The organism is Enterococcus sp. DIV2419, assembly GCF_051711865.1.
Classification (GTDB): Bacteria; Bacillota; Bacilli; order Lactobacillales; family Enterococcaceae; genus Enterococcus; species Enterococcus faecalis.
Window position 1 is genome coordinate 1,009,435 of the sequence record NZ_JBIONS010000001.1, and the last position, 19,402, is coordinate 1,028,836.

Genomic DNA, 19,402 nt, shown 5'->3' on the forward strand with positions numbered 1-19,402 from the left:
TTAATCCTCGGCTGTTTCCGTGGAATAATAGCTATGATCTTCTAAGTTCAAAGCATTAAGAATCATTGAGGCAGTTTCTTCAATTGAAAGAGAAGCGACATCAATAACGATACAACCTAATTTTTGATAAAGATCATTTGCAAAAGCCAGTTCTCGCCGAATTTTTTCAATATCTGAATAAGAAGTATTTTCAGGTAATCCATATGCGCGCATTCGTTCTTTACGAATCCCGTTTAAAACATTGGGATCATTGGTTAAGCCAACAATTTTTTTAGGGTCCATTTCGAATAATTGTTTCGGTAAATGTGCTTCAGGAATTAGTGGCAAATTAGCAACTTTTAAGTTCTTGTTGGCTAAAAAGAGACTTAGCGGTGTTTTAGAAGTTCGGGAAACGCCAAGAAGTAACACATCCGCTTCTAAAAAGCCTCGTGGGTCCTTGCCATCGTCATATTTGACAGCAAATTCCATTGCTTCAATTCGTTTAAAATAATTTTCATTCAGATGATGTAAGGCACCTGGTTCCCGCATGGGTGCGACACCTGTTAATCGTTCGATTTCCGCAACTGGTGGTGTCAAAATATCAAAATGGAACAATTGATGCTCATTGAAAAATTGATTAGCAATCGCCACGAGATGATCATTAATAATAGTATGCAGTACCATGGCTTCTGCTTTTTTGGCATCTTCTAACGCTTGCACCAGTTTATCTTCGTCTTTAACGAATGTTCGTCTAATCAAAGTAAAATCAACAGTTGGGTACTGGGCCATTGAAGCAGCCGCCAATTTTGAAGCGGTCTCGCCAGCAGAATCTGAGATGACAAAAATCGTCACACATTTTTTTTCTTCAGAAATAGTCATAGAGGGTAAGTCCTTTCTTGCATTTTTAATAATTTTATTATACCATAAGTCCAGAATCTATTTCGTAATGATTCTGATTTAGGTTGGTGAGGGAGGAAATGGCGATGACACCAGTAAAAACCAATATTGAACAAGCCTTAGAAACCATGAAAGCCAGTGGATTAAAATATACTAAAAAACGAGAATTACTGATGAGCTATTTGATTAAGCGAAATCGGTATGTTTCTGCACGTGAAGTGTATGAATTTATGAATGAAACCTTTAAAGGAGTCAGTTATGATACGGTTTATCGTAACTTGCATGACTTTGAGCGCTTAGAATTGCTAGAAAAAACAGAATTAAATGGCGAACAAAAGTTTCGCTTCCGTTGTTGCCAAGAGGTGGAACATCATCATCACTTTATTTGTACGGTTTGTGGCAAAACGGAAGAAATTCACATGTGTCCGATGAATTTTTTTGAAGAACAGTTAAAAGGTTGTTCAATTGAAGGACATCGCTTTGAAATACTTGGTCGTTGTGCCGATTGTTGTGAAAAATAGCGAATAAGACGAAAAATCAAACAAAAATTTCGTATTTTATCAGTAGAGTGGTTGACGGTTATTTATGCTTTAGCTATAATATAACAAGGACAGTATTTTAATTTGTGGGTTTTTCCCACAAATAAGAAAAACGGTTACTTTTTAAGCTCGGAGGGAGGGAATTACATGTCAAAAACAGTCGTTCGTAAAAACGAATCTCTTGATGATGCTCTTCGTCGCTTCAAACGTTCCGTTTCAAAAGCGGGTACTTTACAAGAATCACGTAAACGTGAATTCTACGAAAAACCAAGTGTAAAGCGTAAGAAAAAATCTGAAGCAGCTAGAAAACGTAAAAAATTCTAGTTTTGAATGAATTGGAGTTGGTGGTATGTCATTGCTAACCACATTGAATGACGACATTAAAACAGCGATGAAAGCTAAAGACAAAGAAACTTTAGCCGTACTTCGTATGTTAAAGACTGCCATTCAAAATGATCAGATTAAAGCGGGCCGTGAATTGAACGGAGAAGAAGAACTCACTGTATTGTCTCGTGAGATGAAACAGAGAAAAGATTCTTTATCAGAGTTTGAAAAGGCGGGACGCGACGATCTTGTTGAAAAAGTAAAAGTTGAAATAGCAATTGTTGAAAAATATATGCCTCAACAACTAACGGAGGAAGAAATTCGTCAACTAGTTCAAGAGGTAATGACGCAAACTGGCGCCACTTCACCAAAAGATTTTGGTAAAGTGATGGGCGCTATGATGCCGAAAGTCAAAGGCAAAGCCGATGGCAACCAAGTTAACGCAATTGTGAAAGAATTATTACAAGAAAACTAAGAGCGTTATCGAAACTAGGACAGGATACTGTCCTAGTTTTTTTATACAAAGAGAAAACCGGTAGCTTTTTACGGTTTTCTCTTTTTTGACTTTCAAAGTCAAATCAGGTACGACTTCTTTTTAAACAGATAAGAATGTGGTATCATTGTAAAGGACTATATAATAAAGGAGATGGACGTTTTTTGACAGATAATCAGTCAAAATCTTTGGAATTAATACTTACTGATTCTGATGATGCACACATGCTTTTAGGAACACATGATAAACATATCAAATTTTTAGAAGAGAATACCCACGTAACGATTAATAGTCGTGGCGAAGTTATTCAGTTAATTGGCGAATCATCAGAGGTAGAGTTAGTCGCTTCCGTGTTAAGAGCGCTACAAACATTAATTCAACGAGGCATCAAAGTGCATACGCCAGATGTCGTTTCTGCTTTAAAAATGGCCAAAGCTGGAAATTTAGAGGCGTTTATTGCCATGTATGAAGAAGAAATTATGAAGGACCATCATGGTCGGGCCATCCGAATTAAGAATGTTGGTCAAAAAAAATATATCGATGCAGTTAAAACTCATGACGTCATTTTCGGGGTGGGGCCTGCGGGGACAGGAAAAACCTTTTTAGCCGTGGTGATGGCAGTAGCAGCCTTGAAAAAAGGCGAAGTACAAAAAATTATTTTAACTCGTCCAGCGGTGGAAGCTGGCGAAAGCTTGGGCTTTTTACCAGGTGACTTAAAAGAAAAAGTCGATCCTTATTTACGTCCAGTTTACGATGCCTTGTATCAAATTTTTGGTATGGATCATACAAATCGTTTAATGGAACGCGGCGTTATTGAAATTGCCCCGCTTGCTTATATGCGTGGTCGTACATTGGATGATGCTTTTGTCATTCTAGATGAAGCACAAAATACCACGGTTGCCCAAATGAAAATGTTTTTAACTCGTTTAGGGTTTAGTTCAAAAATGATTGTTAATGGAGATACTAGTCAGATTGACTTGCCACGTGGTGTAACAAGTGGTTTAGTTAACGCCGAGCGTACGTTAAAAGACATTGAAAAAATTGCCTTTGTAAATTTTGAAGCCAGTGACGTTGTGCGTCATCCGGTTGTAGCACAAATTATTCAAGCCTATGAAAAAGAACAACAAAAGCATTCCTAAGCAGTTAGGGAAGGAGTGAAAGTACCTTTTGAAAAAAGTACTTACAAAGTTAGGGGATCGTTTAGGTAAAGCCTATTTACCTATTTTATTAGCCGTTTTTTCTCTTCTTTTATTTATGATTATGTTTGGCAGTGTCCATCAGAAAAGAGTAGAAATTAAAGAAGGTCAACTGGCCGAGAAAACCATTCGTGCAAATAAAAATATCGAGAATACCTACGAAACAGAACAAAGAAAAAAATTGGCAGCAGAAGCTGTCACACCCGAATATATTTATCAAGAAGATACGGCATCTGTCCAACATAATCGTATTGATAAATTATTTAAATTGATTGATTCTGCGAATGAAAAAGTAGACAAAGAGTACAGCAATAAGCAAGCAAAGGCCAAAAAGGAAGAAACGATTCCTGCGCCGACCGTGGAAGAACGAGTAGCTAGCTTAAAGTCATTGTTTGAATCTTTACCGCAAGATGAAGTTACGTTTTATCAAAGTTTTCCTAATGTTTTTTATCAAACAATCTTTACATTAACCTCTGAGCAATTAGATAAGGTTCGTTCAGAAAGTTTGATGTTGGTGGATGACGCAATGCAAAATCACGTTCGAGAATCTGATTTGGATAAAATTCGCCAAGAAGCTAACGGTAAAATTCAATACTTAGACATTACGAGTACCATGCAACAAGTCATTCGTTACATTGTTAACCAAGGGATTGTGGTAAACGATATTGCCAATGAAAAACGAACAGAAGAGCTACGCCAAAAAGCGATGAATGCTGTTCAACCCGCAATGATTTATCAAGGCGAAATTATTGTTCGTGAAGGTACTCAAATTGATGCAAAAGCGGTCGAAAAACTTGAGTTACTAGGAATGACTAGTCAAAATACGTCTATTTTTCCGATGGTGGCATTAGCATTAGCTATTTTACTTCAAGTTGAAGTGTTGATTTTCTTTACAAAACAAGTGACTGAGCCTTCGCGACAACGCTCGTTTATTATCTTTTACACGGGTGCTATGCTAATCAGTGTTATTTTAATGAAATTCTTCCAGATTTTCCAAACAGAGCAGTTGATGTATATTCCCTTGTTCTATCCAGCAGCCTTTGCGCCGCTGATTCTAAATCATTTTGTGAATCGTCGTTCAGGGATAATCGCTGCCATTTTCCAAGTCGTTTTTGCGTTATTTATCTTTTATAATTCTATTGGCACAAACTCGTTGACGGTTATTCTGATTATGTACTTATTCTCAGGATTTCTAGCAACAGTTGTTAAACGAAAACGGATGAGTGAGCAAGTTTTCCCAGCTTTAATGTGGGTAGTGGTCTTTCCTGTTTTCATGGCGGTTGTCTTAATGATTTATCAAGGGATGAGTTTAACAGATGGTAAAACGTGGACAGCTTTAATTTGTGCAAGTGCAGGAACGGTACTTTCATTTTTAGCAACAATGGGCTTGCATCCGTATATCGAATTATTAGTGACCGATGATAGTATGATTGTCTTGAATGAATTAAGTAATCCGAACCATCCGTTGTTAAAACAACTGTTAGAAGAAGCGCCAGGTACCTATCATCATAGCATGATGGTGGCTAGTTTGAGCGCTAACGCTGTTGCTGAGATTGGCGGGCGGTCGCTATTAACACGAGTTGCTTGTTATTACCATGACATTGGTAAAATTAAACACGCCAATTTCTTTGTGGAAAACTTACCTGCTGGTGCAGAAAATCCACATAACTTTTTATTACCAGAAGATAGTAAACAAATTATTTTTGGCCACGTAATTGATGGCGCCAAAATTTTAGAAGAGTACAATATGCCGCAAATGGTGATTGACATTTGTCGACAACATCATGGCACAACATTGATGAAATTTTTCTATGTGAAAGCAAAAGAACGCAATCCTGAAATTAAAGAATCCGACTTCCGTTATCCTGGGCCACGTCCACAAACACGAGAAGCAGGGATTGTGAGTATTGCTGATACCTGTGAGGCTGCTGTGCGGGCGATGGATCATCCCACCAACGAAAAAATTCAAGCCTTTGTGCATAATGTGATTCAAGATAGAATTTCAGATGGCCAATTAGATGAATGCGGGTTAACGATGAAAGAGATTCGCATCATTGAAAAATCATTAATTAATGGATTGTGCAGTACCTTCCATTCACGGATTAAGTATCCAAAAATGAAAGCTGAAGCAGAAGAAATGAAAGATGAACAAGAAAAGAGAGATGACTAATGGATATTACTTTCATTGATGAAACCGAGAAAGTACCAACAGAAGAAATCAAAGAAATCGAAAACTTGCTGCAATTTGCAGCGGGTTTTCTAGAAATTGCCGAAGATACGGAGATGTCGGTGACTTTTACAGATAACGCAGGTATCCAAGTGATTAATCGTGACTATCGGGGCAAAGATATGCCTACAGATGTCATCAGTTTTGCTTTAGAGGATGAAGGGGAAGACGAATTGCCAATTATTTTTGATGATGAAGAGTTGGCAGAGCTACCACGTAATCTAGGTGATTTAATTATTTCAACAGAGCGAGCAGCAGAACAAGCAGTTGAATATGGGCACACATTGGAACGAGAAATGGGCTTTTTGGCAGTACATGGCTTTTTACATTTGAATGGGTACGATCATATGGAACCTGAAGATGAAAAAGAAATGTTTGGTTTACAGAAAGAGATTTTAGATGCGTATGGCCTTAAAAGATGAGCAAACAGGAAAAAATAAACATTTTATTAATTCATTAGAATTTGCTTGGCAAGGAATCAAAACAGTTTTTCGAGAAGAACGTAATATGCGCAAACATGTGGCGTTTGGTGTCACGGCCATTGTGTTTGGTTTCTTGTTTTCTTTAACACTTGCTGAATGGCTGTGGTTGTTATTGGCCGTTTTTCTTGTCTGGTTGGCAGAAATTATCAACACAATTTTTGAAAATGTCGTAGATATGTTTACGGATTTTCACTTTCATCCAATCGGAAAAAAGGTTAAAGACATGGCCGCAGGAGCTGTTTTATTAACAGCCGGTTTCGCAGTGCTAGTAGGACTAATTCTATTTGTACCAAAAATTTTACAAATCATTCAAATGTGGAAATAAGAGGAGAAATACAATGACAACTGAACATAAATCTGGTTTCGTAGCCATTGTCGGCAGACCAAATGTTGGAAAATCAACATTGTTAAATCGAATTGTCGGCCAAAAAATTGCAATTATGAGTGACAAAGCACAAACAACTCGTAATAAGATTCAAGGAATTTATACAATTCCTGAAGCACAAATTGTTTTTATCGATACTCCAGGGATTCACAAACCTAAACACCGCTTAGGCGATTTCATGGTGGAAAGTGCCTACAATGCGATGCGTGAAGTAGATGCTACTTTATTTATGGTAAGTGCTGATCAAAAACGCGGGAAAGGTGACGACTTTATTATTGAACGATTGAAAAATAATAATAGTCCAGTCTACTTGATTATTAATAAAATTGACAAAGTCCATCCAGATGATTTATTGAGTATTATTGAAGACTATTCGAAACAAATGGACTTTAAAGAAATTATTCCAATTTCTGCCACGGAAGGAAATAATTTTGAGCATTTAATGGATGTTCTCGTTGAGCAAATGCCAGAAGGACCACAATATTTCCCTGATGACCAAATTACGGATCATCCAGAATATTTTATCGTTTCTGAATTAATTCGTGAAAAGGTGTTACTTTTAACAAGAGATGAGATTCCTCATTCTGTCGCTGTCGTTGTGGACTCAATGAAACGGGATGAAAACGATAAAGTCCATGTCCAAGCAACCATTATTGTAGAACGGGACAGTCAAAAAGGCATCATCATTGGCAAAGGCGGAAAAATGCTGAAACAAATTGGTACCAAGGCGCGTCAAGATATTGAATATTTATTAGATGACAAAGTGTATTTGGAGCTGTGGGTAAAAGTCCAAAAAGACTGGCGTGACAAAAAAATCTATTTACAAGATTTTGGTTATCGCAAAGAAGAATATTAAGAAAGTAGTGTTTGAGAAGCGAGTGTATAAACGAACTTCCCAAACACTACACTAATTTACATAAGAAATGGAAGTGAATTGAATGGCATTAGGGGAGACCAAAGGCATTATTTTATTTACGAAGGATTTTAAAGAGAAGGATAAACTCGTCAAAATTTTTACAGAATCCTATGGAAAATTGATGTTTTTTGTGAAAGGCGCGCATCGAAAAAATAATCCTCTTTTGCCAGCGATTCTGCCATTTACAGAAGCCGTCTACATCGGAAATTTTAGAGAAGAAGGCTTATCTTTTCTCAATAGCAGCAAAGAAGTTCAACCTTTTCGAAACATTCAACAAGACATATTTATTAACGCATATGGAACATATATTTTAAACTTAGTCGATGCAGCAATTGAAGATCAGCACTATGATCCGAACTTATTTCAATTTACCCACATGGCATTATCCGCTTTAAATGAGCAAAAAGATCCGGAAATCATTACAAATATTTTTGAAATTCAATTGTTAGAACGGTTTGGTGTACGACCAGAATGGCATCATTGTGTGGCTTGTGGCGAAACACAAGGGAAATTTGACTACTCTTCAAAGTATAGCGGTGTGCTTTGTGAAAAACATTGGCATTTAGATGAACAGCGCTACCATGCAGATCCTAGAGCGATTCATTTTATTCGCTTATTTTCGCAAGTCTCCTATGAAAAAGTCCAAAACATTCAAGTAAAAGAAGAAACTAAGAAAAGTATTCGAGAAACGATTGATATGTTATACGATGAATATGTCGGGTTGCACTTAAAAAGCAAAAAATTTATTGATCAAATGAAAACGTGGGAAAATACGTTAAAAATTCCACCACGAAAGAAGGAAGAAAAAGAAACATAAACAAGCAGACGTTTTTCTAAAAAAAAATTTGACAACTTCCCTCAGACACCGTATTATGATAGAGAAGTTAAATACGTACGAAGAAAAAGAGAAGTAAAAAGAACCCTCTGTTAAGCGAATCTGGGAGAGTGGGAGCCAGAAACACGGAACTTTTGAAAGGCACTTTGGAGTACGACAAACGAAGCTGCCGATGAACACATCGGAAGTAGGGTGGAACCGCGATAATTATTCGTCCCTATGTCTATTAATAGGCATGGGGACTTTTTGCATGTTCCTCACTGCGACTGACACAAAGTGTCAGAGCAGATGTGGAACAGTACAAGGTGACCAAAGGGAACGTTGTCTCCTCTATGTTAAAACAAACTGCTTAGCCAAAAACATGGAGTAGATGTGGAACGTTATAACAGCATAAAAATTATCCCATTCTACAAAATTGTTTTTCTGTAGCCCTTTTTAAATTTACATTCCCGAAGCAAAGTCAATCCCTATGTCTATAAAAAATATTCCAAGGAGGAAAACAATGAAAAACAAGTTAACCGTACAAGAAATGATTTTAACCTTGCAAAAATTTTGGTCATCTAATGGCTGTATGTTAATGCAAGCCTATGATACAGAAAAGGGAGCCGGCACCATGAGTCCTTACACGTTTTTACGTGCCATTGGACCTGAACCATGGAATGCTGCCTACGTAGAACCTTCTCGTCGTCCAGCTGATGGACGCTATGGTGAAAATCCAAACCGTCTATACCAACATCATCAATTCCAAGTTGTAATGAAGCCTTCTCCTGAAAATATCCAAGAACTTTATCTAGAAAGTTTGAAATTATTAGGAATTGATCCATTAGAACATGACATTCGTTTTGTAGAAGATAACTGGGAAAATCCTTCAATGGGCTGTGCTGGTTTAGGTTGGGAAGTTTGGTTAGATGGCATGGAAATTACCCAATTTACGTATTTCCAACAAGTTGGCGGCTTACAATGTCATCCTGTCACTTCTGAAATTACTTACGGGTTAGAACGCTTAGCATCATATATCCAAGAAGTCGAAAGTGTCTATGATTTAGAATGGACACAAGGCGTTAAATATGGTGAAATTTTTGTGCAACCTGAATATGAACATTCAAAATATTCCTTTGAAATTAGTAACCAAGAAATGCTTTTAGAAAACTTTGACAAATTTGAAAAAGAAGCTAAACGCTGTATTGAAGAAAGTTTAGTTCATCCAGCCTATGATTATATTTTAAAATGTAGCCATACATTCAATTTATTAGATGCTCGCGGTGCTGTCTCTGTAACGGAACGTGCAGGATATTTAGCCCGCATTCGGAATATGGCTCGTTCCGTAGCGAAAATTTTTGTGGCTGAACGTGAAAAATTAGGGTTCCCATTATTAAATAAAGATCAAAGTGTATCCAAGGAGGCAGAATAACATGGCAAAAGATTTATTATTAGAAATTGGCTTAGAAGAAATGCCCGCACATGTTGTCACACCAAGCCGTATCCAACTTGAAGAAAAAGTAATCAAATTTTTAGATGAACATCATTTAGACTATGAAACAGTGCAATCCTTTGCCACACCTCGTCGTTTAGCCGTGAAAGTAACTGCGATTCCTGAAAAACAAGCAGATGTTGAAGAAGAAGTAAAGGGTCCAGCGAAAAAGATTGCTTTAGATGCTGAAGGAAATTGGTCAAAAGCTGCACAAGGTTTTGTACGCGGCCAAGGAGTTACAACTGAGGACATTGTTTTCAAAGAATTAAATGGTGTCGAATATGTCTATGTGACGAAGTTTACCAAAGGCCAAAGTGCCAAAGAGGTATTAACAAAATTAAATGACGTGATTACAAGTCTAACTTTCCCGGTAACAATGCACTGGGCAAACTATGATTTCGAATATATTCGTCCAATTCACTGGATTGTGGCACTACTTGATGATGAAGTAATTCCTTTCAACGTGTTAGACGTGACGACAGGGCAAACTTCTCGTGGCCACCGTTTCTTGGGAGACGATGTGACGTTCCAACATGCTAATGAATATGAAGCAAAATTAAAAGAACAATTTGTAGTGGTTCAACCGAATAAACGGAAACAAATGATTGTTGATCAAGCGAACGCACTCGCTGCAGAAAAAAATTGGCAGTTAGCTTTAGATGAAGAGTTATTGGAAGAAGTTACGAATTTAGTGGAATATCCAACTGCATTTGTAGGCAGTTTTGATGAAAAATATTTATCTGTTCCAGATGAAGTATTAGTGACTTCTATGAAAGAACACCAACGTTACTTTGAAGTTCGTAACGACCAAGGCTTATTAATGCCGCATTTTATCGCTGTTCGCAATGGGGATAATGTTCACCTTGAAAACGTGATTAAAGGAAATGAAAAAGTGTTAATTGCTCGTTTAGAAGATGCAGAATTCTTTTACAATGAAGATAAAAAATTAACGATTGAAGCATGTGTTGAAAAACTAAAAAATGTGACTTTCCATGAAAAGATTGGTTCAATTTATGAAAAAATGCAACGGGTTGCTTTAATTGCACAAATCATTGGTCGAAAAGTTGGCTTATCTGAGGAGGAATTGGAAGATTTAAAACGTGCCTCTGAAATTTATAAATTTGACTTAGTAACAAATATGGTTGGTGAATTCCCAGAATTACAAGGAATTATGGGAGAAAAATATGCCTTATTACAAGGCGAAAAACCAGCCGTAGCAACGGCGATTCGAGAACATTATCTACCAACTTCCAGTGAAGGTGAATTGCCAGAAACAGCAATCGGGGCTGTTTTAGCCTTAGCCGATAAGCTTGACAGCGTCTTTTCATTCTTCTCAGTTGGTATGATTCCAACAGGTTCTAACGATCCTTATGCACTTCGTCGTCAAACCTATGGCGTTATCCGAATTATTGAAGATAAAGGCTGGACCTTCCCATTAGTTCAATTACAAACAGAAGTTGATGAAGCAGTGAATCAAGATGTTGAGAAATATGGCGTTTTACTAAACGAAGGACAAGCAGAAGTCGTTGAATTTGTGAAAGCTCGCTTACGTCAATTATTAATGACGAAAAATGTTCGCCATGACATTATCGATGCAGTGGTGTCTGCTGAGCAAGCCGATTTATCGAAATTATTTGCTTCAGCGAATATTTTAAAAAGCCGTTTTGAAGATCAAGATTTTAAACCATCAATGGAAGCCTTAACGCGTGTTATTAATCTAGCGAAAAAAGGTCAAGAACTTTTAGGTGATACTGAAGAAGGGATTGATCCAAGTCTGTTTGAAAATAAGGCAGAAAAAGAACTGTATCAAGCGGTTAACGATTTATCTGAAGCATTTGCGACACGCACGATTGCAGAAAACTATGAAGCACTAGTAAATCTACGTCCGTTAATTGATGCGTACTTCAATGAAACGATGGTTATGGTTGAGGATGAAAAAGTCAAACAAAACCGATTAAAACAATTAATGCAAATTGCTAAAATGGCGTTATCAATTGCTAGCTTAGATTTATTAATTGTAAAATAAAAAGCGCTGCTTTTCGACCGCTAAGGAGGAACCGACAGCATGCTAGAAACAACATTTGAACAAATTTTAACACAATTATCAAAGCCAGCTGTTCGTGCGCTAACGAATGAAAAAATCGACAGTGTGGATGAACTCTACGCACGAGGCCGAAAAGCGTTACTTTCGTTGCATGGCTTTGGTCCAAAGTCTATTCGAACTATTGAAGAGATGACTGGGAAAGAATTGAAGTAAAAAAAGGATCGCCGTTTAGAGGCGATCCTTTTTTTATTTACGTTTTTGTTTTCCAGCATTGCGACCTTTATTGCCGTTTGCTTTTGGTTGGTTCGTTTTTTGCGTTGCTTTGTTTGTTTCTTTTGGTGTCACATCCTTAATAGGAGTAACCACTTGTTTTGGTGGGTTATTTTTCAATTCTTCTTGTACTTGTTTTTTAATTCTTGGACGTAAGAGGATATTTGTGATGGCAGATTGAATACATGTGAAAATACCACCAACTACCCAGTAAAGCGCTACGCCTGCAGGTGAGCTAAAGGACATGAAAACAATCATTAATGGTGAAACAATCAGCATTGATTTCATTGTTTTCTTTTGTTCTTCAGGAATACCAATCATTGAAATATAGCCTTGAGCTAAATAGGCTAAACCAGCTAATGCCACTAAAATCATATTTGGTTGCCCTAAATTCATTCCTAAGAAGCTTGCCGTGGCAATACCTTTTGTATAACGAGCAGCAAAGAACAGAGAAGAGAAAATAGGCATTTGAATTAATAAAGGCAAACAACCAATTCCGCCAACCATACTCACATTGTTTTCTTTATAAATCTTTTGTAGTTCTGCTTGTGCGGCCATTTGTTCTTCACGCGTACTTGCTTGTTTCATTTTTGCTTGTGCAACATCCACTTGGGGTTTGATTGCTTGCATTTTTTCCGTTTGGATAAAGCTTTTTTTCGATTGATGTAAGCCTAACGGTAAAATAATGATCCGTACAATAATGGTGATAAAAATAATCGCCCAACCATAGTTCCAATTAAAGTTATCGACAAGATAAGTAATTGCATTACTCATCGGTAAAACAAGGAAGTTATAGACAAAACCTTCACCAGTTGGTTGTCCATCTGCTCCTGTTTTCACACAGCCTGATAAAAACATTACTAAAAATAGTAAGCCAGAGCCGTAAAGCCATCGGTTTAATTTACGCATGTAATTCGGTCCTTTTCTAAAAAATTTTTACATGGTTAACTATACTTGAAACAGCGCTCTTTTTCAATCAAAATCGAAAAGAAGCTCTTACAAAAATCAATAAAAAGCAGGAACTACTTGCTGTTCAAGGCTTCTTCCCAAAGAAATCAATCGTTAGAAAGTAAGTTTATTGAATCACTTTAAATTGTTCCGTTTCTTCTAACAAAGGGTCTTCTTGAATATCAACATACGTTACACGTCCCGCCGGACTGGGGGAATCTTTGATTTTTTTGATAAATGTTTCCATTATGTCTTCAGGTGCAATTGCTGTAATTGAAACGGACCCGTCGTCTTCGTTCTTCACCGAACCAGTGACACCTAATTGATCTGCCACCATTTTTGTCATGTAGCGGAAGCCAACACCTTGGACACGTCCTTGTACATTCATTCTTAGTTTTTCCATGAGAGACACTTCCTTTGCTTTTTTCTTTATGATAGCGATTTTTCTTGGTTCTAGCAAGTATCCAAGCAAGCTAGAAGCATGCTATAATACAAAGGCGAGGTGACTTATGAAAGAAATTACATCAACGAAAAATAACCAATTAAAAGAATGGAAAAAATTACACAAAAAGAAGTACCGAGAAGAACTGAACCAATATATAATAGAAGGATTTCATTTAGTTGAAGAAGCTGTGAAGGCCAATGCCGATGTCCAGTGGATTTTGTTTAACCAAAGAGGTCAACAAGAATGGGGAACTTGGTTAGCTGAACAAGAAACAGAAAAATTAATTTTTGTAAGTGATGAGGTTTTAAATAGTTTGTCGGAGCTGCCAACTTCACAAGGAATTTTGGCAATTGTCACCTTGGAAACGCAACAAGAGCAGTCGCTTTCTTTTAAAGGTGGTTGGTTACTTTTAGATAATATCCAAGACCCTGGCAATGTTGGTACGATGATTCGCACAGCTGATGCAGCAGGTTTAGCAGGCGTGATTTTAGGTAAAGGCACAGCAGATATTTACAATACAAAAGTGTTGCGCTCAATGCAGGGAAGTCACTATCATTTACCAGTTCTCCAACGAGAGTTGACTGAAGTGGTTCAGGCATTCAAGAAGCAAGGACTACCAGTTTTCGGTACAGAATTAAATGAAGCTGCGATTGCTTATTATGAACAAGAGGCAGTGGAAAATTATGCGTTGATTTTAGGCAATGAAGGTAGTGGAGTTTCGCCAGAATTGTTAGCAGAAACCACGAAAAATCTTTATATTCCAATGAAAGGTCAAGCAGAATCATTGAATGTCGCTATCGCAGCAGGCGTGTTAATGTTTTATTTTGAAAATAATCAATAACAGAAACGAGTGTCAAAAAATGCTGACTATCAAAAAGACAACCCAGTTAACAGAAAAAGAATTAGAAACCATTATGGCTATTTGGCTGCAAACGAATCTAGAAGCTCATCCATTTGTCGCACCAACTTATTGGCAAGAAAATAAGGCATTTGTCCGCGCTGCGTTGCCAAAAGCAACACTGATCTTAGCGGAAGAAGAGGGTCAGATAATTGGGTTTTTAGGCTTAATGGATAACTATATCGCAGGAATTTTTATAAAAAAAGCGTTTCAAGGGAAGGGCATCGGTCAGAAATTACTGCAAGTAGCAAAAGAAGAACAGGACCTCTTATCTTTGGCTGTTTACAGGAAAAATCAAGCAGCTTATGCCTTTTATCAAAAACAAGGCTTTGTCCAACAAAAGCGAACCATCGATGAAACGGGAAACGAAGAATGTCATCTTGTTTGGCAAGCGCAGTAGGAGCGACATTTCTAGTTTTAAGGCTTGCTATTTTTCTGAAAATATCTTATACTGTTAAAGGTGTGATTTTCACACACGAAATCCACATTCTTTTCCATCTGCGAAGTGGTGCTACTACGGTAGTTCTTCAAGGAGTTGACGAAAAGAAGAGGAAAATAAAAACCAAACTGGAGGAAACACAACATGGCAGTAATTTCTATGAAACAATTACTAGAAGCCGGCGTACACTTTGGTCACCAAACTCGTCGCTGGAACCCAAAAATGAAGAAATATATCTTCACAGAAAGAAACGGTATCTACATCATTGACTTACAAAAAACAGTGAAATTAGTAGATGCAGCTTACGATTACATGAAAAACGTTGCAGAAGAAGGCGGCGTTGCTTTATTCGTAGGAACTAAAAAACAAGCACAAGAAGCAATCAAAGATGAAGCAATCCGCGCTGGTCAATACTATGTAAACCATCGTTGGTTAGGTGGTACGTTAACTAACTGGGATACAATCCAAAAACGTATTGCTCGCTTGAAAAAAATCAATGCAATGGAAGAAGACGGCACTTTCGAAGTTTTACCTAAGAAAGAAGTTGCTGGCTTAAACAAAGAACGTGAACGTTTAGAAAAATTCTTAGGTGGTATCGCTGATATGCCAAGAATTCCAGATGTAATGTACATCGTTGACCCACGTAAAGAACGCATTGCTGTTCAAGAAGCACACAAATTAAACATTCCTATCGTTGCAATGGTTGATACAAACTGTGATCCTGATGAGATCGATGTTGTAATCCCTTCAAATGATGATGCAATCCGCGCTGTGAAATTAATCACTGCTAAAATGGCTGACGCTTTCATCGAAGGTAACCAAGGGGAAGACCAAGCAACTGAAGAGTTATTCGTTGAAGAAACACCAGAAGCAACTTCAATCGAAGAAATCGTTGATGTTGTTGAAGGAAACAACGAATCAGCTGAATAATAATGATTACGGAGCTGTCTCAAAGGCTAGGCGACAAAAAGCCTGATTCTCCTTTGAGATAGCTTTTTTAAAAAGAATTGATAATATCCGAGGAGGACACAAATAATGGCAGACGTTACAGCTAAAATGGTAAAAGAATTACGCGATATGACTGGCGTTGGAATGATGGACGCTAAAAAAGCATTAGTAAAAGTAGAAGGCGACATGGAAAAAGCCGTAGACTTTTTACGTGAAAATGGTATGGCTAAAGCAGCGAAGAAAAATGACCGCATTGCGGCTGAAGGTTTAGCAAACGTAGCAACTGTAGGTAACGTTGCAGCAATCGTTGAAGTAAACTCAGAAACTGACTTCGTTTCTAAAAACGAAATGTTCCAAGATTTAGTTAAAGATATTGCGACTAAAGTTGCTGAAAACAAACCAGCTACGATGGAAGAAGCAATGGCTATTAAAACTGAAAAAGGCACAATCGAATCTGATTTAATCGAAGCAACAACTGTTATCGGTGAAAAAATCAGCTTCCGTCGTTTTGAAGTTGTCGAAAAAGCTGACAATGCTGCATTTGGCGCTTACTTACACATGGGTGGCCGTATTGCTGTATTAACAGTTATCGATGGCACAACTGACGAAGAAGTAGCGAAAGATGTTGCTATGCACATCGCGGCAATCAACCCTCGCTATGTCAACGAATCTCAAATTCCTCAAGAAGAATTAGAACACGAAAAAGCTGTGTTAACTGAACAAGCATTAAACGAAGGTAAACCAGCAAATATCGTTGAAAAAATGGTTGTTGGTCGTCTACAAAAATTCAAAGCAGAAATCGCTTTGGTTGACCAACCATTTGTTAAAGATCCAGATATGACTGTCGAAAAATTTGTTGCTTCTAAAGGCGGCGAAGTAAAATCATTCGTACGTTTTGAAGTTGGCGAAGGTATCGAAAAACGTGAAGATAACTTTGCGGATGAAGTAATGAGCCAAATGAAAAACTAAGAGCATCAAACGCTCGGTTGAAAAGCCGTGAATCATAAGTATCTAAACAGACAGCGATCCCCAAAGGAAGCTGCATAAATTGATTACTGCTTGATTCAAGGCAGTCTTTCAGCCATTTGGGAACGCATAACTTTGATATGCGCTCCCTTTTTTTAGGCAAAACCAGTGGATCGCACTGCTTGGTCTAAAAAATCATTTTGGTGAAAAGTCATCTAAATGAGGAATTGAATGATTTTTAGAGAATCTTGGAGGGAATTATGATGGTTAAACCTAAGTATCAACGTGTCGTATTAAAGTTAAGTGGAGAAGCGCTAGCCGGAGAAGACGGTTTTGGCATTAAACCACCAGTCATTAAAGAAATCGTCCAAGAAATTAAAGAGGTCCATGAATTAGGTATCGAAATGGCCATCGTGGTTGGCGGCGGAAACATCTGGCGTGGACAAATTGGTGCTCAAATGGGCATGGAACGTGCACAAGCAGATTATATGGGCATGTTAGCTACTGTGATGAATGCCTTAGCATTGCAAGATACATTAGAAAATCTTGGTGTGCCTACACGTGTTCAAACATCAATTGAAATGCGTCAAATTGCAGAACCATACATTCGTCGTCGTGCAGAACGTCATTTAGAAAAAGGCCGCGTTGTTATTTTTGCCGGAGGAACAGGAAATCCTTACTTCTCGACAGATACAACGGCTGCGTTACGAGCTGCAGAAGTAGATGCGGACGTCATCTTAATGGCGAAGAACAATGTTGATGGTGTTTATTCTGCGGATCCACGTGTGGATGAAACAGCGACAAAATTTGAAGAACTAACACATTTAGATGTTATTTCTAAAGGGCTACAAGTAATGGATTCAACAGCAAGCTCATTAAGTATGGATAACGATATTCCTTTAGTTGTCTTTAACCTAAATGAAGCAGGAAATATCCGTCGTGCCATCCTTGGTGAAAATATCGGAACAACTGTAAGGGGGAAATAAAGAATGTCTAAAGAAGTTTTAGCAACAGCCAAAGAAAAAATGACAAAAGCGGAAGAAAGCTTACGCCGTGAATTAGGTCAAATTCGTGCTGGTCGTGCGAACGCAAGTCTATTAGACCGTATTCAAGTAGAATATTATGGTGCACCAACACCAGTTAACCAATTAGCAAGTATCAATATCCCAGAAGCACGTGTATTAATGATTACACCGTTTGACAAAAATTCTATCGCTGACATTGAAAAAGCTATTCAAATGAGTGATATCGGCATTAGCCCAACCAATGATGGAAATGTCATCCGTTTAGTGATTCCACAATTAACGGAAGAACGTCGGAAAGAATTAGCCAAAGACGTGAAAAAAGAAGCGGAAAACTCAAAAGTTGCTGTCCGTAACGTTCGTCGTGATGCAATGGATGAGTTGAAAAAAGCTCAAAAAAATGGCGACATCACCGAAGATGAATTACGTTCATTTGAAAAAGATGTTCAAAAATTAACAGATGATAGCATCAAAAATATCGATGCGATTACTGCTGAAAAAGAACAAGAACTTTTAGAAGTATAAAACCAATCACTAATAAAAATTATTGAATCCAGAGAAGCAAATGCTCTGGATTTTTTTGTATAGATGATGAAGGCGTATCTCAACGCTCTCTTTGCGAAAGTCATTCTAAAGTAATTATTTAAGAAAACGCTTTCTTTAATAAATTTTTTTATTCTACCAGAATTTTTTTCTTTGTGTAGGGAGGATCACTTAAAAATATAGAGAAACTTTGAAATATCAGCCTTTTAAAATTTTCCTTCACAAATTGAATCCTAAAATTTGATGATAAGAGTTGTTATTTTTAGCAATTGTAATTTGCGATTCATTCTCAATTAGGCTAAAATGAGTGAGAACGGAAAAACGATTAAAACAAGTTGGAGGGAATTGTACATGTCTGTGTTAGAAATCAAAAATTTACACGTATCAATTGAAGATAAAAAGATTCTAAAAGGGGTCGATTTAACAATTAATACTGGAGAAATCCATGCAATTATGGGACCTAATGGGACTGGTAAATCTACTTTATCAGCAGCAATTATGGGAAATCCTAACTATGAAGTCACAGAAGGAGAAATTCTATTTGACGGCGTCAACGTTTTAGATTTAGAAGTAGACGAACGCGCTCGCCTAGGCTTATTCTTAGCAATGCAATACCCAAGTGAAATTCCAGGGATTACCAATGCTGAATTCATGCGTGCAGCAATCAATGCAAAACGTGACGAAGACAACAAAATGTCAGTCATGCAGTTCTTAAAAAAATTAGATAGCAAAATGGAATTATTAAATATGCCTGAAGAAATGGCTGAGCGTTACTTAAACGAAGGGTTTTCTGGCGGCGAAAAAAAACGAAATGAAATTTTACAATTATTGATGTTAGAGCCTACGTTTGCCATTTTAGATGAAATTGATTCAGGCTTAGATATCGATGCGTTAAAAGTAGTTTCTAAAGGGGTTAATGAAATGCGCGGCGAGAACTTTGGTGCGTTAATTATTACCCATTATCAACGCTTATTGAACTATATCACGCCAGATGTTGTTCATATCATGATGGAAGGCCGCGTTGTGAAAACCGGTGGGGCTGATTTGGCAAAACGTTTAGAAACAGAAGGCTATGCTGGTATCAGCCAAGAATTAGGTATTGATTACAAAGAAGAAGCGTAAGGAGGACAAGATA

Annotated in this window: 22 protein-coding genes; 19 read left to right on the top strand and 3 right to left on the bottom strand. The window is 37.5% G+C overall.

The features are described 5' to 3' along the window. Positions 1 to 858 (bottom strand): pyruvate, water dikinase regulatory protein, encoded by an 858-nt coding sequence (locus IGI97_RS04785; RefSeq protein WP_002389973.1) that lies wholly within the window; start codon positions 856 to 858, stop codon positions 1 to 3. Between the two features lie 98 nt (positions 859 to 956). On the opposite strand from IGI97_RS04785, the gene IGI97_RS04790 reads away from it, so the two are divergent. The 12 genes from IGI97_RS04790 (at position 957) to IGI97_RS04845 (ending at position 12,001) form a co-directional block, all read left to right on the top strand. Further along, complete coding sequence (locus tag IGI97_RS04790) at positions 957 to 1,397, top strand: Fur family transcriptional regulator (RefSeq protein WP_163327375.1); 441 nt, start codon at positions 957 to 959, stop codon at positions 1,395 to 1,397. A gap of 165 nt (positions 1,398 to 1,562) precedes the next feature. After that, positions 1,563 to 1,739, top strand: a complete 177-nt coding sequence (gene rpsU / locus IGI97_RS04795) for a 30S ribosomal protein S21 (RefSeq protein WP_002356740.1) — start codon at positions 1,563 to 1,565, stop codon at positions 1,737 to 1,739. Positions 1,740 to 1,764: 25 nt separating this feature from the next. Next, positions 1,765 to 2,214: a GatB/YqeY domain-containing protein gene (locus tag IGI97_RS04800; RefSeq protein WP_002356741.1), complete on the top strand. Its 450-nt coding sequence runs from the start codon at positions 1,765 to 1,767 to the stop codon at positions 2,212 to 2,214. Positions 2,215 to 2,348: 134 nt separating this feature from the next. Continuing rightward, positions 2,349 to 3,371 carry a PhoH family protein gene (locus IGI97_RS04805; protein ID WP_002356743.1) on the top strand — a complete coding sequence of 341 codons (1,023 nt, stop codon included), beginning with the start codon at positions 2,349 to 2,351 and terminating at the stop codon, positions 3,369 to 3,371. Positions 3,372 to 3,399: 28 nt separating this feature from the next. Further along, entirely contained in the window at positions 3,400 to 5,598 is a 2,199-nt protein-coding gene (locus IGI97_RS04810; RefSeq protein WP_002356744.1) for an HD family phosphohydrolase, read from the top strand. Then, positions 5,598 to 6,077: an rRNA maturation RNase YbeY gene (gene ybeY, locus IGI97_RS04815; RefSeq protein WP_002356745.1), complete on the top strand. Its 480-nt coding sequence runs from the start codon at positions 5,598 to 5,600 to the stop codon at positions 6,075 to 6,077. The genes IGI97_RS04810 and ybeY overlap by 1 nt, the downstream gene beginning before the upstream one ends. Then, positions 6,061 to 6,462 carry a diacylglycerol kinase family protein gene (locus IGI97_RS04820; RefSeq protein WP_002382764.1) on the top strand — a complete coding sequence of 134 codons (402 nt, stop codon included), beginning with the start codon at positions 6,061 to 6,063 and terminating at the stop codon, positions 6,460 to 6,462. Before ybeY ends, IGI97_RS04820 begins: the two co-directional genes overlap by 17 nt. 13 nt (positions 6,463 to 6,475) lie before the next feature. Then, positions 6,476 to 7,378, top strand: coding sequence for a GTPase Era (era, locus tag IGI97_RS04825; protein WP_002359745.1), 903 nt, complete (start codon positions 6,476 to 6,478; stop codon positions 7,376 to 7,378). Positions 7,379 to 7,460: 82 nt separating this feature from the next. Next, positions 7,461 to 8,255 carry a DNA repair protein RecO gene (recO, locus tag IGI97_RS04830; protein ID WP_002374343.1) on the top strand — a complete coding sequence of 265 codons (795 nt, stop codon included), beginning with the start codon at positions 7,461 to 7,463 and terminating at the stop codon, positions 8,253 to 8,255. Between the two features lie 520 nt (positions 8,256 to 8,775). Continuing rightward, entirely contained in the window at positions 8,776 to 9,684 is a 909-nt protein-coding gene (gene glyQ / locus IGI97_RS04835) for a glycine--tRNA ligase subunit alpha (RefSeq protein ID WP_002379669.1), read from the top strand. 1 nt (position 9,685) lies between these two features. Then, a complete protein-coding gene (gene glyS / locus IGI97_RS04840) occupies positions 9,686 to 11,770 on the top strand; it encodes a glycine--tRNA ligase subunit beta (RefSeq protein ID WP_438738089.1) in 2,085 nt (694 codons plus the stop codon). Positions 11,771 to 11,809: 39 nt separating this feature from the next. After that, a complete protein-coding gene (locus IGI97_RS04845; protein WP_002356753.1) occupies positions 11,810 to 12,001 on the top strand; it encodes a DNA-directed RNA polymerase subunit alpha C-terminal domain-containing protein in 192 nt (63 codons plus the stop codon). A 33-nt stretch (positions 12,002 to 12,034) separates the two neighbouring features. On the opposite strand, the gene yidC is transcribed toward IGI97_RS04845, so the two are convergent. Both yidC and IGI97_RS04855 read right to left on the bottom strand, forming a co-directional pair. Beyond that, entirely contained in the window at positions 12,035 to 12,967 is a 933-nt protein-coding gene (yidC, locus tag IGI97_RS04850; protein ID WP_002384232.1) for a membrane protein insertase YidC, read from the bottom strand. A gap of 166 nt (positions 12,968 to 13,133) precedes the next feature. Continuing rightward, complete coding sequence (locus IGI97_RS04855; protein ID WP_002356756.1) at positions 13,134 to 13,409, bottom strand: acylphosphatase; 276 nt, start codon at positions 13,407 to 13,409, stop codon at positions 13,134 to 13,136. A gap of 106 nt (positions 13,410 to 13,515) precedes the next feature. On the opposite strand from IGI97_RS04855, the gene IGI97_RS04860 reads away from it, so the two are divergent. The 7 genes from IGI97_RS04860 to sufC all read left to right on the top strand — a co-directional run bounded on the left by IGI97_RS04860 (position 13,516) and on the right by sufC (position 19,389). Beyond that, a complete protein-coding gene (locus IGI97_RS04860) occupies positions 13,516 to 14,292 on the top strand; it encodes a TrmH family RNA methyltransferase (protein ID WP_002356757.1) in 777 nt (258 codons plus the stop codon). 19 nt (positions 14,293 to 14,311) lie between these two features. Continuing rightward, positions 14,312 to 14,749: a GNAT family N-acetyltransferase gene (locus tag IGI97_RS04865; protein ID WP_002367049.1), complete on the top strand. Its 438-nt coding sequence runs from the start codon at positions 14,312 to 14,314 to the stop codon at positions 14,747 to 14,749. Positions 14,750 to 14,932: 183 nt separating this feature from the next. Beyond that, complete coding sequence (gene rpsB / locus IGI97_RS04870) at positions 14,933 to 15,718, top strand: 30S ribosomal protein S2 (RefSeq protein WP_002356759.1); 786 nt, start codon at positions 14,933 to 14,935, stop codon at positions 15,716 to 15,718. Positions 15,719 to 15,823: 105 nt separating this feature from the next. Further along, entirely contained in the window at positions 15,824 to 16,705 is an 882-nt protein-coding gene (gene tsf / locus IGI97_RS04875) for a translation elongation factor Ts (RefSeq protein WP_002356760.1), read from the top strand. Positions 16,706 to 16,965: 260 nt separating this feature from the next. Continuing rightward, positions 16,966 to 17,688 carry a UMP kinase gene (gene pyrH / locus IGI97_RS04880; protein ID WP_002356761.1) on the top strand — a complete coding sequence of 241 codons (723 nt, stop codon included), beginning with the start codon at positions 16,966 to 16,968 and terminating at the stop codon, positions 17,686 to 17,688. A gap of 3 nt (positions 17,689 to 17,691) precedes the next feature. Then, a complete protein-coding gene (gene frr / locus IGI97_RS04885; protein ID WP_002356762.1) occupies positions 17,692 to 18,249 on the top strand; it encodes a ribosome recycling factor in 558 nt (185 codons plus the stop codon). Positions 18,250 to 18,618: 369 nt separating this feature from the next. Beyond that, on the top strand, positions 18,619 to 19,389 hold the full coding sequence (gene sufC / locus IGI97_RS04890) for a Fe-S cluster assembly ATPase SufC (RefSeq protein WP_002356763.1): 771 nt from the start codon (positions 18,619 to 18,621) through the stop codon (positions 19,387 to 19,389). Positions 19,390 to 19,402 lie beyond the last annotated feature (13 nt).